This window comes from Shinella sp. OV683 (genome assembly GCF_057787725.1).
On sequence record NZ_CM173543.1, the window covers coordinates 4,451,796 to 4,471,278 of the forward strand.

General features: G+C 61.8%; 17 protein-coding genes. 7 read left to right on the forward strand and 10 right to left on the reverse strand.

All coding sequences use genetic code 11. The features are described 5' to 3' along the window. Positions 1-90: 90 nt before the first annotated feature. Entirely contained in the window at positions 91-1,095 is a 1,005-nt protein-coding gene (locus ACXHRN_RS21495; protein WP_488638334.1) for a 2-hydroxyacid dehydrogenase, read from the forward strand. A gap of 168 nt (positions 1,096-1,263) precedes the next feature. Here ACXHRN_RS21495 and moeB read toward each other — a convergent pair whose 3' ends face one another. The 4 genes from moeB to ACXHRN_RS21515 all read right to left on the reverse strand — a co-directional run bounded on the left by moeB (position 1,264) and on the right by ACXHRN_RS21515 (position 6,791). Further along, on the reverse strand, positions 1,264-2,025 hold the full coding sequence (gene moeB, locus ACXHRN_RS21500; RefSeq protein ID WP_488638335.1) for a molybdopterin-synthase adenylyltransferase MoeB: 762 nt from the start codon (positions 2,023-2,025) through the stop codon (positions 1,264-1,266). A gap of 49 nt (positions 2,026-2,074) precedes the next feature. Then, the gene (locus ACXHRN_RS21505; protein ID WP_488638336.1) at positions 2,075-5,623 is read right to left on the reverse strand and encodes a molybdopterin cofactor-binding domain-containing protein; all 3,549 of its coding nucleotides are present in this window, start codon (positions 5,621-5,623) and stop codon (positions 2,075-2,077) included. Beyond that, positions 5,620-6,117: a (2Fe-2S)-binding protein gene (locus tag ACXHRN_RS21510; protein ID WP_488638337.1), complete on the reverse strand. Its 498-nt coding sequence runs from the start codon at positions 6,115-6,117 to the stop codon at positions 5,620-5,622. Before ACXHRN_RS21510 ends, ACXHRN_RS21505 begins: the two co-directional genes overlap by 4 nt. Positions 6,118-6,320: 203 nt before the next feature. Then, entirely contained in the window at positions 6,321-6,791 is a 471-nt protein-coding gene (locus ACXHRN_RS21515) for a MarR family winged helix-turn-helix transcriptional regulator (RefSeq protein ID WP_488638338.1), read from the reverse strand. Between the two features lie 257 nt (positions 6,792-7,048). Between ACXHRN_RS21515 and ACXHRN_RS21520 the strand changes: the two genes are divergently transcribed. The 6 genes from ACXHRN_RS21520 (at position 7,049) to ACXHRN_RS21545 (ending at position 14,547) form a co-directional block, all read left to right on the forward strand. After that, on the forward strand, positions 7,049-8,539 hold the full coding sequence (locus ACXHRN_RS21520; RefSeq protein ID WP_488638339.1) for a 6-hydroxynicotinate reductase: 1,491 nt from the start codon (positions 7,049-7,051) through the stop codon (positions 8,537-8,539). A 25-nt stretch (positions 8,540-8,564) separates the two neighbouring features. Beyond that, a complete protein-coding gene (locus ACXHRN_RS21525; protein WP_488638340.1) occupies positions 8,565-9,503 on the forward strand; it encodes a UPF0280 family protein in 939 nt (312 codons plus the stop codon). Then, on the forward strand, positions 9,496-10,080 hold the full coding sequence (locus tag ACXHRN_RS21530; protein ID WP_488638341.1) for an amino acid synthesis family protein: 585 nt from the start codon (positions 9,496-9,498) through the stop codon (positions 10,078-10,080). The genes ACXHRN_RS21525 and ACXHRN_RS21530 overlap by 8 nt, the downstream gene beginning before the upstream one ends. Beyond that, entirely contained in the window at positions 10,077-10,661 is a 585-nt protein-coding gene (locus ACXHRN_RS21535) for an amino acid synthesis family protein (protein WP_488638342.1), read from the forward strand. The genes ACXHRN_RS21530 and ACXHRN_RS21535 overlap by 4 nt, the downstream gene beginning before the upstream one ends. A gap of 77 nt (positions 10,662-10,738) precedes the next feature. Next, complete coding sequence (locus ACXHRN_RS21540; RefSeq protein WP_488638343.1) at positions 10,739-12,814, forward strand: hydantoinase/oxoprolinase family protein; 2,076 nt, start codon at positions 10,739-10,741, stop codon at positions 12,812-12,814. Next, on the forward strand, positions 12,811-14,547 hold the full coding sequence (locus tag ACXHRN_RS21545) for a hydantoinase B/oxoprolinase family protein (RefSeq protein WP_488638344.1): 1,737 nt from the start codon (positions 12,811-12,813) through the stop codon (positions 14,545-14,547). The genes ACXHRN_RS21540 and ACXHRN_RS21545 overlap by 4 nt, the downstream gene beginning before the upstream one ends. Positions 14,548-14,778: 231 nt before the next feature. Here the strand turns inward: ACXHRN_RS21545 and ACXHRN_RS21550 are convergent, their stop codons facing one another. The 6 genes from ACXHRN_RS21550 to ACXHRN_RS21575 form a co-directional block, all read right to left on the reverse strand. After that, the gene (locus tag ACXHRN_RS21550) at positions 14,779-15,573 is read right to left on the reverse strand and encodes a sulfite exporter TauE/SafE family protein (RefSeq protein WP_488638345.1); all 795 of its coding nucleotides are present in this window, start codon (positions 15,571-15,573) and stop codon (positions 14,779-14,781) included. After that, positions 15,570-16,001, reverse strand: a complete 432-nt coding sequence (locus ACXHRN_RS21555) for a DUF6691 family protein (RefSeq protein ID WP_488638346.1) — start codon at positions 15,999-16,001, stop codon at positions 15,570-15,572. Before ACXHRN_RS21555 ends, ACXHRN_RS21550 begins: the two co-directional genes overlap by 4 nt. Beyond that, positions 15,998-16,408 carry a YeeE/YedE family protein gene (locus ACXHRN_RS21560; RefSeq protein ID WP_488638347.1) on the reverse strand — a complete coding sequence of 137 codons (411 nt, stop codon included), beginning with the start codon at positions 16,406-16,408 and terminating at the stop codon, positions 15,998-16,000. Before ACXHRN_RS21560 ends, ACXHRN_RS21555 begins: the two co-directional genes overlap by 4 nt. Then, the gene (gene bigR / locus ACXHRN_RS21565) at positions 16,405-16,743 is read right to left on the reverse strand and encodes a sulfite-sensing transcriptional repressor BigR (protein WP_488638348.1); all 339 of its coding nucleotides are present in this window, start codon (positions 16,741-16,743) and stop codon (positions 16,405-16,407) included. Before bigR ends, ACXHRN_RS21560 begins: the two co-directional genes overlap by 4 nt. 4 nt (positions 16,744-16,747) lie before the next feature. Further along, positions 16,748-18,043, reverse strand: a complete 1,296-nt coding sequence (gene blh / locus ACXHRN_RS21570; protein ID WP_488638349.1) for a bifunctional sulfur transferase/dioxygenase Blh — start codon at positions 18,041-18,043, stop codon at positions 16,748-16,750. Positions 18,044-18,278: 235 nt separating this feature from the next. Then, on the reverse strand, positions 18,279-19,466 hold the full coding sequence (locus tag ACXHRN_RS21575) for an acyl-CoA dehydrogenase (RefSeq protein WP_488638350.1): 1,188 nt from the start codon (positions 19,464-19,466) through the stop codon (positions 18,279-18,281). Positions 19,467-19,483 lie beyond the last annotated feature (17 nt).

Sequence of the window (19,483 nt, forward strand, 5' to 3'; positions counted from 1 at the left end):
TTTTCGGTTGCGCGTCTGATTAAGAATATACTTACCGGGGGAGTGTCGCTCATCTTGGTTAACGTGCAGTCAACAAATGCGGTGGGATGGATGACTTCAAAGAAAAAACCGACCGTCTATATCACCCGCAAGCTACCCGACGTCGTCGAGACGCGGATGCGCGAGCTGTTCGATGCGGAGCTCAACATCACCGATGCGCCGCGCAGCCGTGATGAGCTGATCGCCGCCATCAAGCGGGTCGATGTGTTGGTGCCAACGGTGACCGACCGGATCGATGCAGCCCTGATCGAGCAGGCGGGGCCTCAACTCAAACTGATCTCAAGCTTCTCCAACGGTATCGACCACGTCGATGTCGAGGCCGCTGCCAAGAAAGGTATCACCGTCACCAACACGCCCGGCGTGCTGACCGAGGACACCGCCGACATGGCGATGGCGCTGATTCTGGCCGTGCCGCGCCGACTCGCTGAGGGTGCACGCGTGCTGACCGACAACAAGGGTGACTGGGAGGGCTGGTCGCCCACCTGGATGCTCGGACATCGCATCTGGGGCAAGCGACTCGGCATCATTGGTATGGGCCGCATCGGCAGTGCGGTTGCCCGCCGCGCCAAGGCCTTCGGCCTGTCGATCCACTACCACAATCGCCATCGCGTCAGCGCTGCAACCGAGGCACAGCTCGAAGCCACCTATTGGGACAGCCTCGACCAGATGCTGGCTCGCGTCGACATCGTCTCGGTCAATTGCCCATCGACGCCCGCCACCTTCCACCTGCTGTCAGCCAGACGGTTGGCGCTGATGCAGCCGACGAGCTATATCGTCAACACCTCGCGCGGCGGGGTGATCGACGAGACGACGCTGATCAAATACATCCGCGAGGGCAAGATCGCTGGCGCCGGGCTCGACGTGTTTGAAAACGAGCCGCTGGTGAGTCCGAAACTGCTGAAGCTCGCACATGAGAACAAGGTGGTGCTGTTGCCGCATATGAGTTCGGCGACGATCGAGGGCCGCATCGACATGGGCGAAAAGGTGATCATCAACATCCGCACTTATTTCGATGGCCACCGCCCACCGGACAGGGTGTTGCCGGGGCGGGATTAAAGATCGAAAGACCCCTCCCCAACCCCTCCCCACAAGGGGGAGGGGTTAACTCGCGTTGACGTCTTGGCTCAAACAAAGTCCTCGAATTTCTGGAGGCAATTGTTTGGCTTTGAGGCTGCTGCAGGTTGCCCCTCCCCCTTGTGGGGAGGGGTTGGGGAGGGGTCTTCATCAACCCCTGCGCTTATACTTAATCACGTCGAACCGTGCCGCCAGTGCATCATACATCATCAACCGGCCGAGCAGGGGTTCGCCGGCGCCGGTGATCAGCTTGATCGCTTCCATCGCCATCAACGTACCAATGACACCTGTCAGCGCGCCGACCACGCCGGTTTCGGCGCACACGGGCAGCATGCCGTCGGGGGGGATCTCGGGGAAGAGATCGCGGTAGCGCGGCCAGAGTTTTCCATCCGGGCCAGCCTCATAGGGTTTCAATACTGTCAGCGAGCCATCGAAGCGGCCGACGGCACCGGTGACCAGCGGGATCCGGGCGGCTTCGGCAGCATCGGCGGCGGCATAGCGGGTGGCGAAATTGTCGGAACCGTCGATGAGCAGATCATAGCTGGAAAGCAGGTCGGCAGCGTTGGCGGTGTCGAAGCGCATGTCGTGCGCGACGACCTTTATATGCGGATTGAGGGCGGAGACCCGCGCGGCGGCGCTGTCAATTTTCTTCCGACCGACGGAGTCCGTTGTGTGGATCATCTGCCGTTGCAGATTGGAAATCGACACGACATCGTCATCAGCAATGCCGATCGTGCCGACCCCAGCACCGGCGAGATATTCGATCACGGGCGAACCAAGCCCGCCGGCGCCGATTACCAGCACGCGCGCCGCCTTCAGCCGTTGCTGGCCGGGGCCGCCGATTTCGGGCAGCAGGATGTGGCGCATGTAGCGCGAGATTTCCGGCGAGGAGAGCGGTGCGTCATCGGTCATGTAATGGATGTAGCAAGCGGCAGCACAGGATTGAAGAGGCCATCCGAATTCAATGTGATGCCGGCGAGGCACGAACCACCGCGGCGGCGTCCTGCAGACCGCTCCATGCCTGCTTGCTTGGCGCAAAACGAGCCCGGACATAGCTGGCAAGGTCGGCAAGTTGGCGGTCGCTGAAGCTTTGTGCAAAGGCCGGCATCGACATGATTTCGAGATCATTGCCCTCAGCCTTCGCCGCCAACGCGGCGGGTGCATCCATTCCCGTCAGTACGGCTTGCAGGAGATTGTCGGGGCGGTCGCTGTGGATATTCGTGTTCAGTGCCAGGCTCGGCAGCAGCGAGCCATCCTCGTGGCATGACGAGCACGCACCTTCGAACAATCGTGCGCCCTCCGGCGAGATTTTTGCTGCATTCGGGATTGCAGCATTTGCGGCGGTAAGCGCAGCATTTTTCTGTGTGGCGACGATTTCTTCGGTGACTGTTCCATTGGCGAGATACGTTGCCATGGCGCGGATATCCTCATCCGGAAGTGCTGACAGGGACTCCACCATCGCCGCCATCGGTCCACCGGCGCTGCCGTGATCGGGCGAATGGCCGTGGCGCAGATAGTCGAACAGTGCCGCCTCGCTCCAGCCGACCGGTCCTTTACCTTGACCCAGGATCGCCGGTGCTTCCCAGCCGTCGGCAAAACCTCCGGCGAGATGCGCCTTGCCTGTCAGTTCCGCGCCCAGCGCGTTGCGCTCGTTGTGACAGGCCGAACAGTGGCCCAGGCTTTCAACCAGGTAGGCGCCGCGATTCCACGCTTCGCTCTTGGTCACATTCTGCGCCACAGGCTCGGCGCGCAGGAACAGCGTATTCCAGCCAGCCATCAGCGAGCGGATGTTGAAAGGGAAGGACAGCTCATTCTTCGGCGGATTGTTGGCCACCGGCGTGCCGTTCATCAGGTAGGCGTAGAGCGCCTGAAGGTCAGCATCCTCGGCATGGGTGAACGACGTATAGGGATGGACCGGATAGAGATGGCGGCCATTGCGGGCAATGCCCTGGCGCATGGCCCGCTCGAAGGCCGGATAGGACCAGTTGCCAATGCCGGTTTCCGGATCCGGGCTGATATTGGTCGCGTGGATCGTCCCAAACGGGGTCTCGAATGCACGGCCACCGGCAAAGGCCGCACCATCGGCGCCCACGTGGCAGGTGTTGCACGCGCCTGCCGCGGCGGCCAGGCGGCCGCGTTCGATAGTGGCGGCACTGAACACGGCCGGGTCCGGTCGTGGGATCTGTGGATAGGCACCGCGCCATGGCGATATGACGGCCAATCCACCGGCGGCGATGCCAGCAAGGCCGACTGCGCCAAGACCGAGTTGCCACCAGCGTCGAGATTTGCGGATACCTCCTGCCGGCGGTAATGTGCGCTGGTATTGCCGGCCCTCCAGCGCCGCCAGCACACGATCCGGCGTCAGTGGCAACTCCCGGAAGCGGATGCCGATGGCGTCATAGACCGCATTGGCGATGGCTGCAGCGCTCGGCACCGAGGCGGATTCGCCGACGCCGCGCGGCTCCTCGTCCGGTCGCGGCAGCATCAGCACGTCGATCTCGGGCACCTCTTCGAAGCTGAGGATCGGGTAGCCGCCCCATTCGGCGCTTTCGACCGCAGTGTCGGAAAAATCGATCTTTTCCTTCAGCACCCGGCTGACCGACTGGATAACATTGCCGTGGATCTGATGGCGCACGCCATCCGGATTGATCATCAGCCCACTATCCTGGCCCACCGTGATGCGGGTTACCGCGATCTCGCCGGTCCGGGTATTGACCGCGACGTCAGCGACCCATGCCGACCACGCGGCCGGCGTGCCCGGAAACTTGCCATGCACATAGAGCGCATAGGCAAAGCCGCGACCATAAAGCAGATCACCCTCGCCGCCCGAGGTGCCCCACTTGGTGCGTGGCGTCCACTTGGCTTTCTCGGTGACGGCCCGGACCAGATCGATCGCCCTGGTATCGGTGAGATAGCGCAGCCGATATTCCACCGGATCGACGCCGGCGGCAAAGGCCAACTCATCGATAAAACTCTCATGTGCAAAAGAATTCGGCATCGCCGAGACGCCGCGAAGCCATGAAGCGCGGGCGATCGGCGGCATGTCGTGGACAGTCACCCGCATATTGCCGAAGGCATAAGGTGGGATGGCCGTGCGGTCGCCCATTTCTGTCGTCATCGGCGGACCGGTGACGCGTCCGGTGAGGATCAGCGCCAGCGTCGGCGCAAGATTGGAGGGATAACGCGTCTCGAAATCATAGCCTGCCGGACCGCCTTCGAGATCGAGCCCGCCGCGCACATCGATGACCTGAGCCGCGCCCTTCGGCTCCCAGCCATGCTCCTGCTCGCGGGTCAATTGCACGCGCACGGGCTTGCCGACCGCGCGCGACAGAAGTGCTGCATCTGCCGTGACATCATCGGCACAGTTGCGGCCATAGCAACCGGCCGCCTCCAGCCGCTCGACCTCGATCCGCTCCTCCGGCATATCGAGCAGCAGCGCCAGATCGCGCCGCATGGGATAGGGATTTTGCGTGCCGGACCAGACGACCAGCCGCTCCTCGCTCCAGTCCGCCACCGCGCAGGAGGGGCCGATCGAGCCATGCATCTGATACGGCCAGACATATGTCCGCTGCATTTCGGGCGAGGCGCCGGCAAGCGCTGACTCGACGTCACCGGTGTTGGCGAGAACGCGCGCGGTCGATGGGTTGTTGCGCAGCGCCTCCTCGGGCCGGTTGAGGTCCGGCCGCGCGGGCTGCTCGTGCCACAAAACCTTGAGCCGCCTGGCCGCCTCGATGGCATTCTCCTCGCGCGTCGCGACAACTCCGATGAAATCGCCAGCAACGACGACGCCCACCAGCCCGGTTATATCTGCGACTGAACTCTCATCGACAGAGATCAGGCTCTGGCCAACCATCTCGCCATGATCGTAGCCGACATAGGGCGGCCGAATGACGCGGCCATGCAGCATCCCGGCAATGCGAACGTCATGCACATAGGTCCATTCGCCGGTGGTCTTGGCCGCGATATCGTTGCGCTTCTGGGATTGGCCGACGATGCGGTAATCGCGAACGCGCTTCGGTGATACTTCCGGGTCGATCTCGATACGATCGTGCTGGCCTTTGACCAACTCGCCATAGCCGATGGACTTCGCCGTCGCGTGGTGAATAATGCCACTTTCGACACTGAGCTCAACGACCGGGACATCGAGCAATTCGGCCGCGCGGCCGAGCAGATAATGCCTGGCGGTAGCGGCTGCGAGCCTGAGTGGCTTGGCCGTCACCTGAATTGTTTCGCTGGCGATTGTCGCGCCCTGGTCGGGTGTGACCGTCGTCGTACCAAGCACCATGGTAACCGCCTCGAAGGGAACGTCGAGTTCTTCGGCAGCGATCTGCGCAAGCGCTGTGCGGATGCCGGTGCCCAGATCAACGTGGCCGTTGAAGGCCGTGACCTTGCCCTGGCCATCAATGGCCAGATGGATTTCCGGATTGTTGTCCGAGCCGCGGCGAATCACCAGCAACACATCGGACGCTTCCAGCCAACTGTCGCGAGAAATATCCTGCGGAGCACTCATGCAGCCGGCTCCGCCTGGCTGGTATCCCGCATCAGCCCGACGGCATGGCGCACAGCGGCCAGGATTTCCATATGCGTGCCGCAGCGACAGAGATGCCGGCTCAGCGCCTTGCGGATGGCAGCTTCATCGGGATCGGGCGCACGATTGATGAGCGAGACCGTGGCGATGATCATGCCGTTGATACAATAGCCGCATTGGGCCGCCTGCATATCGATGAAAGCCTGTTGCACCGGATGGGGATGCTGCGTCGAGCCGAGACCTTCCAGCGTCGTCACCGCCCGACCTTCGACGGCACCGACCTTGGTGGTGCAGGACCGGACCGCCCTGCCCTCGACAAGCACGGCACAAGCACCGCATTCACCCAGACCGCAGCCGAATTTAGGGCCATTCAAACCGAGATCATTGCGGAGGATATAGAGCAGCGGCGTGTCGGCCGCAGCCTCGACGGCGTATTGGCTGCCATTGACATCAAGCGAAATCGCGCGCGTGGCCATGCTCAAAGCTGCCCCACGTCAGACGCCAGCTTGACGCAGAATGCCGCCGTTGCCGGGAACCACAGCCTCGGCACGTCGCATGTCACGTTCCCCTTATGCTTCTTTTTTCGAGCACTCATTGCCGCCCATCTTATTCAAGATCCATTGGCATGCAAACGAATTTTGGGTTTAAAGCAACAGCATCAAAACGTCGTGCTTTTGGCTCAGCTGATCTTCACCAACAGCTCGATCAACATCATCCGTTCGGCCGAACTCAGCGGAGAAAGCGTCTCTTCGGTGACTGCGCGGGCGGTGTCGATGTTGCGTTCGATCGCGGCCAAGCCTTCTTCTGTGACCGAGAGCACCAGCCTTCTGCCATCATTTGGATCGGGCTCTGTGGCCACAAAATCGCGTGCGACAAGCCGGTCGATCACGCCCTTGATGGTGGCGACATCCATTGCCGTCTCGCGGCCGAGCTGGTTTTGCGAGCAGGGCTGGATCTCGCTGAGCTTCATCAAAGCAGCCCATTGGGTGGTCGTCAGCCTGTCACCCATCATGCCTGTGAAGATCGACACGTGCCGCTGGTTTGCCTGGCGCAGAAAAAAGCCCACCTGCTGATCGACGCGGTAAGTGGGCGCACCACCATCGTCCGTGGTGGTCTCGGTCTCCTGTTCGTTGCCCGTCGTCAATGTCATGCCAATTCCCGTTCGGCCTTGCCGCGTGTTTTGCAAAGGGTATAAACATGCAAGCAGATGGGCAACCCCGAATTCGTGCAAGCGTGATTTCATGGGGCAGGTGTCCGGCACAAGCCCCATTCTCGCGATTTTGCGGGCGACCGCTTGACAGAGGCGGATCTTGGGCGAATACTTGTTCGTATGCGAATGAATAAGCGAGCGCAGCGAACATATTCGTTTGCCGCCACGACGCCGCAGTCCATGACAGGAGGCTCCGCATGGTAAAGCAGCAAGTCGAAAGCGCAGTCAACGGCAAGATCCGTTGCGATGCCTGTCCCGTGATGTGTTACATCGCCGACGGCAGAGCCGGCGCCTGCGATCGCTATGCCAATGAAAACGGCGAGCTGATCCGCGTCGATCCCCTGACGATCATTGAAAACAGCGTCTCTGCGGGCGGCAAGGTCGTGCCCTTCATGCCGGATGGCGGCGAGGACAACTGGGACGGCGATCTCGTCCGGTCCAAGAGCCAGTTCATTACCGCGGTTGGCGCCGGTACCACCTATCCCGACTACAAGCCTGCGCCCTTCATCGTTTCGCAGAAAGCGAACGGCGTCGACATGGTGACCGTGGTCACTGAGGGCATCTTCAGCTATTGCGGTGCCAAGATAAAGATCGATACCGACCGCTTTCTTGGGCACGAAACGGCCGTGATCCGCGTCGACGGCGAACCGGTGGGCCATGTGACGACCGGCGAGTATGGTTCGCAGATGCTGTCGGTCGGCGGTGTGCATCACCTCACCGGCGGCTCCAAGAAGGAGGGCCGCCTCACCTGCGATACGATCCTAAAACTCTGTAATAGCGAAGCCGTCGAGCTTGCGATCGACGGTGGGGCAAAAATCGTTGTACAGGCAGGCAAGGCACCCATCATCAACGACGCCGAAGAGACGCGCATGCGGGTCGGCTGCGGCTCGGCGACGATCGGCATGTTCGCCAAGCAGTGGCTCAATCACGTCGACGAAGTCGTCGTGGTCGATGACCACATCACCGGCGTGCTTTCCGAGCACCAGGCCGGCAAGCTGCTGGACATTGCCGGCACCGGCATCAAGATCAAGGGCCGCCGCTCGACGCCCGGCCGCTATTTTCAGGTCGCCGAACCCGGTACCGGCTGGGGCGGCACCAACATCAGCGACCCGCTGACCATCCTCAACGACTTCGATCCCAAGACCGCCTATCCCGGCCTGCGCATGTTGATGGTGTCGACCACCGGCGAACAATACGCCTACTATATCCTCGACGAGAACCTGCGGCCCGAACTGCAGACCATCCTGCCGGCCAAGCTGCAGGAATCTGTTGATATCATCGCCGAAAATTGCGAGCCGGCGTTGGCCTCCGTGCTGTTTATCGGCGGCGCCGGCGGCAGCCTTCGCGCTGGGGTCACCACCAATCCGGTGCGCCTGACGCGCTCGGTCAAGGACGCGCTGACCCATGTATCCTGCGGCGGCGCGCCCGCTTATGTCTGGCCCGGTGGCGGCATCACGGTCATGGCCGATGTCACGCAGATGCCATCCAACTCTTTCGGTTATGTGCCGACGCCAGCAATCGTTGCACCCATAGAGTTCACCATGCGCATGGAGGACTATCGTGCGCTCGGTGGACATATGGAAGCGATCGTGCCAATCGAGCAGGCAATCGAAGTGGCCGAACGCAAGGTCGCGCCGCAAAGCGGAGCGTGGCCGATGGCCGAGAAGAATTTCAGATGGGGTGCGTGACCCGGATGCAGGAAGTGTTCGACCGATGACCGGTCCCGTAGGCAACTATCTCGATGGAGACAGGAACGGCCGGCTGCATTTGCAGCACGGCCCTATCGATCTGATGATCGGCGTTGACGGAGCGATTTCGCTCGAATTGGAAGCCTACCAGCGGACGCATGCTTTCGCGCTGGCAAATCGTCGTTTCAAGACCATTCTCGAAGAACTGGTGTCCGAACTGCCCCTGCTGAAAAGCCAGGCGCATCCGGATAGCCACCAGCCCGACGGATCGACCGCGCGGCGAATGATGGCGGCGGTGCTGCCTTATGCCGACACGCATTTCATCACGCCGATGGCCGCCGTTGCCGGCGCCGTTGCAGATGAAGTGCTGGCAGCGATGCTGGAGGGCTTTACATCAGAGAACCGGCCGAGGCGTATCTATGTCAACAATGGCGGCGATATCGCTATTCACCTCGACGACGCTGCCGAGTTCCATATCGGCATGTCGCGGGAAGATCGCACCGAACTCGGCAGTTTCTCGGTGGATTGGAAGAGTCCGACGCGTGGCATCGCCACGTCCGGACGTGGCGGCCGCAGCCTGTCGATGGGGATTGCTGATTCCGTCACCATTCTCGCCCGCAATGCCGCCGAAGCTGATGCTGCAGCGACGATCGTCGCCAATGCGGTCGATCTTCCCGGCCATCCGGCGGTTGTTCGGGCACGCGCCTGCGATGTGGTCGATGACAGCGATCTCGGCAAGCGGCTGGTGGTTCGCAGCTGTGGAACTCTGACGGATCGGGACATCGGTATCGCGCTCGAACGCGGCGTCGACGAAGCCGAGCGGCTGCGTATCGGCGGGCTGATCCAGAAGGCAGCGATCTTCCTCAAAAATCAGGGACGCGTCGTTGCTGCGCCCATCGCTGATGTCGAAATTCATTCCGGCGAGATTGCCGACCCATATCTGGAGACAAGACGCCATGCCTGAGCCCAAGGTCCGCAAATTCCTGACCATTGTCGAGGAAATCCTGCATGAGGGCGGCCCCGTGGCCGACAAGCCGCTGAAGCGTGGCGCGGTGCTGGCGGTGATCGAGAACCCCTTCGCAGGCCAGTATCACGAAGAGATTTCTCCCTTCATGAAGGATCTCGAGCCGCTCGGCCTCGACATGGCCAATCGCCTGATCGCAGCGCTGGGCGGCGACAAGAACGATATACAAGGTTACGGCAAGGGCGCCATCGTCGGCCAGGCCGGCGAGCTTGAGCACGGTGCGCTCTGGCACGTTCCGGGCGGCTACGCGATGCGCGAAGCGCTCGGCGACGCCAAGGCGATCGTGCCCTCGACCAAGAAGGTCGGTGGTCCCGGTACGCGGCTGGATGTCCCCGTCACCCATATCAACGCCTCCTATGTGCGCAGTCATTTCGACGGAATGGAAGTTGGCGTGCCGGATGCACCGCGCGCCGACGAGATCGTGGTAACGCTTGTCATGACCACCGGCGCGCGCATCCATGCCCGCGTCGGCGGCCTGAGCGCCGACGCCATCAAGGGCGAGGACGGGCTGCGGTGAAGGCGGAAATCCGCAAGCTCGCCGTCTTCGTCGAAGAGGTCCATAGCGAAATGGGCCGGGCGATCAGCCCGCCGACGCGAAAAGCGGCCGCCGTTGCGGTGATCCGCAATCCGTATGCCGGACTCTATGTCGAGGATCTCAGCGGATTGATGGAGATCGGCGCGGAACTCGGAGCGCTGTTGGGCCGGAGATGCGTCGAGGCACTGGGCGTCTACCCGAGCGAGACCGAGAGCTACGGCAAATCTGCGATGGTCGGCGAAGACGGCGAACTCGAACACGCCGCCGCGATCCTGCATCCCTCGATGGGAAAGCCATTGCGCGAGGCTGTGGAGCATGGCGCTGCGCTGGTGCCTTCTTCCAAGCGCCGTGGCGGGCTAGGCCAGATGCTCGACATTCCGCTCGGCCACAAGGACGCAGCCTATGTGCGCAGCCATTTCGACGGCATGGATGTCTGGCTGAACGATAGCCCGCGCGCGGGCGAGATCATGGTGGCTGTGGCCGTGACCACATCGGGCCGGCCATTGGCGCGTGTTGGCGGGTTGAAGGCCAGCGAGATCGAGGGCAAGGACGGCTTACGGTAGGCCATCTCTCCGCTTGACAGCGGCCATATTCGTCGTCAAATTCGTTTGTACACAAACAATAATGCGGGGACGTTGACATGCCTGAAACCTCCATGGAAAATGCTCCTTCGCAGAGCCAGGTGGCAGGCATAGATGTCGGTGGCACATTCACCGATCTCGTGTTGTTCGACGCTGTTCATGGCACTGTGCGCCTCGCCAAGACCCCGACGACGCTGGATAACCAAGCCACCGGCGTACTCAACGCCCTCGATGCCGCCGAGGCCGATATTGCCGCACTCGACTTGATCGTCCACGGCACCACCACCACGACAAATGCCGTGCTGGAGCGCAATCTCTGCAAGACCGGGCTGATCACCACGATGGGTTTTCGCGATGTGCTGGAGCTTGGCCGCCGCACGAGGCCGCAGCCCTATGGCATGAAGGGCGAGTTCAAGCCGATCATCCCGCGCGACCTGCGCCTTGAAGTGCCTGAGCGCATGGATGCCTCCGGCAAGGTTCTGACCGCGCTGGACGAGGAAGCTTTGCGCGCTGCGGTGACGGCCCTGATCGCGAAGGATTGCGAAGCGCTGGTCATCCATTTTCTGCACGCCTACGCCAACCCCGCGCATGAACTGCGCGCCGAGGAAATCGCCCGCGAGATCTGGCCAAACGAAAATATCACCCTCGGCCATGCACTGCTGTCCGAAAGCCGGGAATTCGAACGCGGCGTGACTGCCGCCGTCAACGCCTCGGTGCAGCCGCTGCTGCGCCGCTATGTCGAGCGGCTCGCCGACCAGCTGGCGTCGCGCGGCTATCGCCATGACGTGCTGGTGATGAACGGCAATGGTGGCATGGTGTCGGCCCGACATGTGGCCAAAGAAGCGGCGAAGACCGTGATGTCCGGTCCCGCGTCCGGTGTCATGGCAGCGGCCTATACCGGCCGTCGTGCCGGCATCCCGAACCTTATAACCTACGACATGGGCGGCACCTCCACCGACGTGGCGCTGATCCGCAATGCCGAGCCCGCCGTCTCCAACGAGATCGAAATCGAATATGCGATGCCGATCCATGTGCCGATGGTCGATGTGCGCACGGTCGGTGCCGGCGGCGGCTCGATCGCCAAGGTCACATCAGCCGGGCTGCTGCAGGTGGGTCCGGAAAGTGCGGGCGCCTCGCCCGGCCCGATCTGTTATGGTCGCGGCGGCATGCGGCCAACGATCTCGGACGCCAATCTCATTCTTGGTAGGCTCAAGCCGGCACGGCTGAACTCGGTACCAGGCGGCATGTCGCTCGATGACATCAAGACGATCTTCAAATCCGAACTCGGCGACAAGCTTGGGCTGGATGCGATCGGCGCGGCGGATGCGGTGATCCGCATTGCCAACGCCCGCATGTCGGATGCGGTGCGGATGGTGTCGGTCAGCCTGGGTGAAGACCCTCGCGATTTTGCGCTGTTCGCCTTCGGCGGCGCGGGGCCGCTGCATGCATCGGCCATCGCCCGCGAACTCGGCATTCCCAAGGTGCTGGCGCCGTCGCGGCCGGGCATCACCAACGCGCTGGGTTGCGTGGTGGCCGACCTCAGGCACGATTTCGTCAACACGGTCAACCGGCCGCTGGCTTCTGTCGATATCGATGCCGTACATGCGCTGTTTGCCCATCAGTCCGAAGAGGGCCGACGGCTGATCGGCAAGGAAGCCGTGGCCATCCGGGAAATCCGCGAGATCTGTTCGGTCGACATGCAGTTCATCGGCCAGACACACCTGCTGCGGGTTCCCCTGCCCGGTCCAATGCCAACGCTTGCCGAATTGCAGACCCGTTTCGAGGAAGCCTATTTCAACCGCTTCCATGTCGAGCTCAAGGAAATCAGGGCCAATCTGGTCAACGTCAATACATCGGTGATCGGCCGCCGCGCCGAGATCGACCTGTCTGTTCTGATCGATCCCAAGGGCCGCAGGGCGACGCTTGGCGAGGCACAGACCGGCAGCCGCCAGGTGTGGTTCGGGGCGTGGCACGAGACGCCGGTCTATTGGCGCGATCACTTGCCGGCCACCGCTGAAATCACCGGTCCGGCCATCGTCGAGCAGATGGACACAACGATCATCATCGAGCCCGGGGACATCGCACGCCAAGACCATGACGGCAATATCATCATCACACTGGGAGACGTCGCATGAGCCTCGACCCGATCACGCTGTCCGTCATCCAGTCCGGCCTGCAGCAGGTCTGCGACGAGATGGATCTCTCGTTCTCGCGTGCCGCCTTCTCGCCCGTCATAGCCGAGGCAAACGACCGTTCGGACGGCATTTATTCGGCCGTCGACGGTGCATTGATCGCGCAGGGGTCGACCGGCCTGCCGGTCTTTGTCGGCACGATGCAATATTCGACGCGGGTGCTGATCGAGATGATCGCCACTGGGAAGGCTGCCGCACCCAAGCCGGGCGATATCTATATCGTCAACGACCCCTATCTCGGCGGCACGCATCTGATGGATGTGCGCTTTGCCATGCCCGTCTATCGCGACGGCGAAATCTACTGCTGGCTTTCCAATACCGGCCACTGGCCAGATACCGGCGGCGCGGTGCCGGGTGGATTTTCGGCGTCGGCGACTTCGGTCGAGCAGGAAGGGCTGCGGCTTCCGCCCGTCAGGCTCTTCAAACAGGGCCTGCTCGACGAGGAAATCTACGCGATCATCTGCTCGAATATCCGCGTCGCCGACCAGCGCATCGGCGATGTCAAGGCACAGGCGGCGGCGCTGCTGGTGGGCGAAAGGCGGCTCACCCGCATTCTCGATCGCTATGGCGACCTGACCGTGAAGGAAGCCATCGAAGAGTTGCGCAAGCGGGCCAGCGAGCAGATGCGCGCCAATTGCAAGCTGATCCCGGACGGCACCTACAATTCCGTCGCCTATGTCGACAGCGACGGTGTGGTCAACGAGCCCTTGGAGATCCGCCTGGCCATCCATGCCAAGGACGGATTGCTGGATTTCGACTTCACCGGTTCGTCGAAACCCTGCATCGGGCCGATGAATTCGGTGCTGGCGACGACGCTATCGTCGGTCTACCTTGCCATGCGCCATATCTTCCCGGATGTGCCGATCAGTGCCGGCGCCTTCGAGCCGCTCAGGGTCAAGACACCGGTCGGCACCTTCCTCGATGCGCAATATCCGCGCCCGGTGTCGGGCTGCGCTGCCGAGGTCAGCCAGCGTATAGCCGAAGCCGTGTTTGCCGCACTGGTGGAGGCGCTGCCCGACCGGGTGACCGCATCTCCAGCCGGCAGCTCGGGCAATTTCGCGCTTGGCGGCCACGATCCGGAGCGCAATCGCGGCTTCGTCATGTACCAGATTTCCGGCGGCGGCTATGGCGGCAATGCCGACCATGACGGGCTGGCCAATGGTTGCTCGACCATAGGTATTTCCAAGGCCCCGCCGGTCGAGATCATGGAACAGCAGTTTCCGGTGCTCTACCACCGCTATGCGCTGCGCGAGGGATCGGGCGGCGCCGGCCGGCATCGCGGCGGATTTGGGCTGGATTACGAGGTGGAACTCCGCCGCGGCGAGGCAACCGCGAGCTTCGTGATGGATCACGGCCGCTTCGGCCCTCCGGGCGCGCTCGGAGGGCGGGATGGCAAACCGAATTCGGTTGTCGTCTGGCAGAACGGCAAGGCGATGGTGCCGGAACATCTCTCCAAGGCGCAGGACATTCCACTCAAGCCCGGTGACCGTGTGCGCGTCGGCACCCCAGGCGGTGGTGGCTATGGCGACCCGATGACGCGAGATCCGGCCGCTGTGGCGGAAGACGTGCGACTGGAGCGGTATACGGCCGAGCAGGCGAAGGCGCTGTTCGGGGTGGCGATTGGGGCCGAGGGGCAAGTGGATGTGGTCGGGACGGAGGGGTTGCGGGGCCAATAGGCCCGACGCCCGGCTTCAGAACCTTCGGCCCGATGGGGAGATGTGTGTAGCATTATAAACCAGGTGGAAAGGGCGGGGATGAAGGGGTGAGAAAAAAATTGGCGTTGGCTTGAAGTTGCCATGACGACTAAAGAGGCGCGTCAATTGATTCCCTTAGTCTCGGAGAAAGGGTCCACAAGGTGAGCTCAACGGAAGAGCCACCGACCCGTCGAGGTGGGCTCGTGGGGTTTCCTAGGAAAGGCGCATCGCGCCCAACAACACAGAACCGCTCTCATAAAGGATGTACGCGGCGACAGCATAAATCAGCATCGCGAAGAGCCTGTTGAGCAGGTTCTTGTAAACCGCGAGCCTCGTCGCGAGGAGCATACCTGCACCACCTCCGACCACACCACCTCCGATGAACTGCGCCGCCAATACCCAGTCGACCAATCCCGACGTCGCATAGTTGAATGCGGTGGCCAACCCGAACGCGCCCACTGCGAGCAGCGAGGACCCGATAGCGCTGATCATCGGCATGCCGGTGGCTGCCATCAGGCCCGGCACTATCAGGAACCCTCCGCCTATGCCGAAGAACCCGGATGCGAGACCGGACACAAGCGCAACGGCAGTGGTGGTCAGGCACATCTTTGCATCAACGGGCCGCGACGCGGCTTGCGCGGCCTTCTGTCCGCGCAGCATCAGGGTCGCAACCCCGACCATCACGAGGCCGAAGAAGAACAGCAGATGTGAGCCATCTGTGGCCTTGCCCAGTGACGACCCGGCGAGCGCTCCGATCGATCCAATGGTGGCGAACACCAAGGCGCAGCGCCACCAAATCTTGCCCTTCATCGCGTGAGAGGCGAGGTTTGCGAACGCATTTACCGACACCGCAAGCGCCCCTGTTCCGATCGCGATATGCGGCTGGGTGACCCCCACGACGTACAGCAGTAGAGGGGTGGCAAGGATCGAGCCGCCCCCGCCGAGCAGACCCAGCACGAAACCGACCAGACCGCCCGAGCCGACGGCGGCAATGAAGCTTGTGCTCATGTGACTTGCCTCGACCACCTGTCATGGGCGATCATTCCGACCACCATCGCGAGCACGAAAACAACGACCTCCATCTTTCCCAGTGCGAGCGCTGAGATCGCCGGGCCGGGACAGAACCCTGCAATACCCCAACCGACGCCGAACAGAGCGGAACCAGCCACGAGACGCCGATCGATCCTCCGCGTTCCAGGCAGATGAAACTCGTCATCGAAAGCTGGCCTCGAAAGACGACCGGAGACGACGACGCCGAGGAAAGCGACGATAACCGCGCCGCCGAGAACGAAAGCTAAGCTCGGGTCCCATGCGCCGAATACGTCGAGGAAACCTTGCACGCGCACGGGGTTCAGCATGCCTGAGAGCGACAGACCCAGTCCGAATATCAAACCGGAAACCAGGGCCGTCGCCAGTCTTGGAACACTGTTCCTCATGACAAAACCCCTCTGATAAGACTGACGGTTACGACGCCAGCGGTCAGGAAGGTAACAACGGCCACGAAGGAGCGCAGCGATAGGCGGGCGAGGCCGAGAACGCCATGGCCGCTGGTGCAGCCGGACCCCATGCGGGAGCCGAAGCCGACAAACAGGCCTGCGAGAATAAGCAGCGGCCATGACGCGGTGATCGTAGAATCAGGCGGCTCGCCCGCCACAAGGCTATAGACGATCGGTCCGAAGATGAGCCCGGCTACGAAGACGGCGTTCGTGCCGACATGCGAGCCCTGCACCAGTTTCCCGACGATGCCGCTGATACCAGCGATCCGGCCGTTGAGGAGCAGGAGCATCGACGCCGAGAGGCCGATGAGCATGCCGCCCACCAAGGATGGGAGAAATTCAGTCATTCCGTATCTCCGGGGGCACAGAAGATGTCGTAGAGCGCGCCAACGAGTCGCTCAGCCTTCTGTGCCGTCAATTTGTAGTAAATCTGCTTGCCTTCCCGGCGGGTTTCGACGATCTCCGCCTCCCGCAGCACAGTCAATTGCTGCGAAAGATTGGGCTGGTGGATGTCGAGTTTCTCTTCGAGTTCGCCGACCGAATGTTCTCCCTGAATGAGAGTGCAGACGATCATTAGCCGCATCGGGTGGGCGAGTGTCTTCAGAAGTTCTGAGACCTCCGACGCCCTATCTTGCAGGTCGGTGAGGTCCACCAAGCGCTTGTTTGCTTTCGTGCGGTTCATGTCGTCACCAAGCTGCGCCGTCCAAGGCGTCCAGAGGTATCTTGAGGTATCGCTTTCCGTTGTCCTCCGGCTCCGGTAGCCGCCCGCCGCGGATGTTAACTTGCAACGAGTGCAGGATGAGCTTCGGCATAGGTAGCGTCCTGTCGCGCTCGGTCCTGATCTTGACGAAGCTCGCGGCATCGCGCCCGGCAATGTGCTGGTTCTGCCGCTTCTGTTCGGTGACGGTACTTTCCCATCTGGGCTTTCGTCCGTCCGGTTGATAGTCGTGCCCGGTGAACAGTCGCGTCTCGTCCGGGAGCGCAAGGATCGCCTGGATCGAGTTCCAGAGTTCGGATGCGTTTCCACCCGGGAAATCGGCGCGAGCCGTGCCGCTGTCGGATTGGAAGATCGTATCGTGGACGAAGGCCGCGTCGCCGATCACATAGGTCACCGACGCCAACGTGTGCCCCGGCGAGAACATCACGCGTCCTCTGATCGACCCTACCGTGAACTCCTCGCCATGGGCGAACAGCTTGTCCCACTGAGAACCATCCGTCGCCAGAGACGGCCAGTTATAGATGCCCTTCCATAGTTTCTGGACATCCACCACGCGTTCGCCGATCGCGGTCGGCGCGCCTGTCTTCGATTTTAGGTACTGGGCGGCGGAGAAATGATCCGCATGCGGATGGGTGTCGAGAATCCACTTAACTTGCAGTCCTTTCGCCGAGACATATTCGAGGATGGCGTCAGCATTCTTCGTTGCCGTTGCTCCGGATTTTTCGTCGAAGTCCAAAACCGGATCGACAATCGCGCATTTGCCCGTGGCGGGGTCCGAAACCACGTATTGGACGCTCCATGTGCGGGGATCGAAGAAGCCTTTTACCTCGGGCCTCGTAGAGTGGCGCCGTGCAAGCCATTTTTCGGCCGCTGAAAGATCGAAGCCGTTCTCCCGGCCGAATTCCGCCACGTCGCGCAGTTCCATGCGTCCATCCAGGACTTCGCCGATGACGTGGAGAAGCAACGCTCTGGTGCCAGACTTGCAGTGGGCCAGCACTTTGCCCTCCGCATCGGCGACAGCCTTCTGGAAGGCGCACACATCGGCTTCGGTGATAGATGGACCAGTGACCGGAATGAAGGCGTACTCCATTCCGGCGCGATGTGCTGAATTCTTCTCCATGGCGTTACCGGGCTGGTCGGCGTCTTCGCCGTCGGGTCGCACGTTGATTAAAGTTTTGAAACCTTGGCCGCGAAACTGGTCGAACTCATCCACGTTTGGCTGTGCGCTGACCCAAAACTGATCTGTTATCCGAGTGAGGGACATCGTCTTCTCCTACTTCAATATACATTATTATATAATATATAATAATAGATGGTCAAGGGGCGGCGCGACCATTTTCAACGACAAGCGCGTGCAATCGGACTTCCGCGTACCCGCGTCTCCTTTTGGCGGCGCAAAGCAGACATGAACGTGTGAGTGAAAATCAGAGGCAAGAGCCAACAAAAAGCCGGCCCGATTTCCACCGGGCCGGTCCCATCAATTTACCCAGCTAACCTTCTCAGAAAAACGCCTGTATCCCCGTCTGCGCGCGGCCCAGGATCAGCGCATGCACATCATGCGTGCCTTCATAGGTATTGACCGTTTCGAGGTTCTGGGCGTGGCGCATGACGTGGTATTCGATCTGGATACCGTTGCCGCCGTGCATGTCGCGGGCCTGGCGGGCGATGTCGAGCGCCTTGCCGCAATTGTTGCGCTTCATGATCGAGATCATTTCCGGCGCGAACTTGTGCTCGTCCATCAGGCGGCCGACGCGCAAGCTACCCTGCAGGCCGAGCGTGATTTCCGTCTGCATGTCGGCGAGCTTCTTCTGGAAGAGCTGGGTGCCAGCGAGCGGCTTGCCGAACTGGATGCGATCGAGGCCGTATTGGCGGGCGCGGAACCAGCAATCTTCGGCAGCACCCAGCACGCCCCAGGAAATGCCGTAGCGGGCGCGGTTGAGGCAGCCGAATGGGCCTGCGAGGCCCGATACGTTCGGAAGCAACGCATCTTCGGTAACTTCGACGCCGTCCATGACGATTTCGCCGGTGATCGAGGCGCGCAGCGACAGCTTGCCGCCGATCTTCGGGGCCGAAAGACCCTTCATGCCCTTTTCAAGAATGAAGCCACGGATCTTGCCGTCATGGGCTTCGGACTTCGCCCAGACGACGAAGACATCGGCAATCGGTGCGTTGGAGATCCACATCTTGGAACCGCGCAGGCGATAACCGCCCGCGATCTTCTCGGCGCGGGTCTTCATGCCGCCGGGGTCGGAGCCGGCATCCGGCTCGGTGAGACCGAAGCAGCCGATCAACTCGCCCGAGACGAGACCCGGCAGGTACTTGTCCTTCTGCTCTTCGGAGCCATAGGCATATATCGGATACATAACCAGCGACGACTGCACGCTCATCATCGAGCGATAGCCGGAGTCAATGCGCTCGACTTCGCGGGCAACAAGTCCGTAGGCGACGTAGTTGGCAGCGGCAGCACCGTATTTTTCCGGCAGGGTGACGCCGAGCAGGCCGGCCTTGCCCATCAGGCGAAACAGTTCGGCATCCGTGTGCTCGTTGAGATAAGCCTCGCTGACGCGCGGCAGCAGCTCAGCCTCGGCGAAGGCCGCGGCGGAGTCGCGGATCATCCGCTCTTCTTCGGTGAGCTGGTCGTCCAGCAGGAAAGGGTCGTTCCAGGTAAAGGCGGCGGGCTTGCTCATGGCGGGATCCTTTGGAG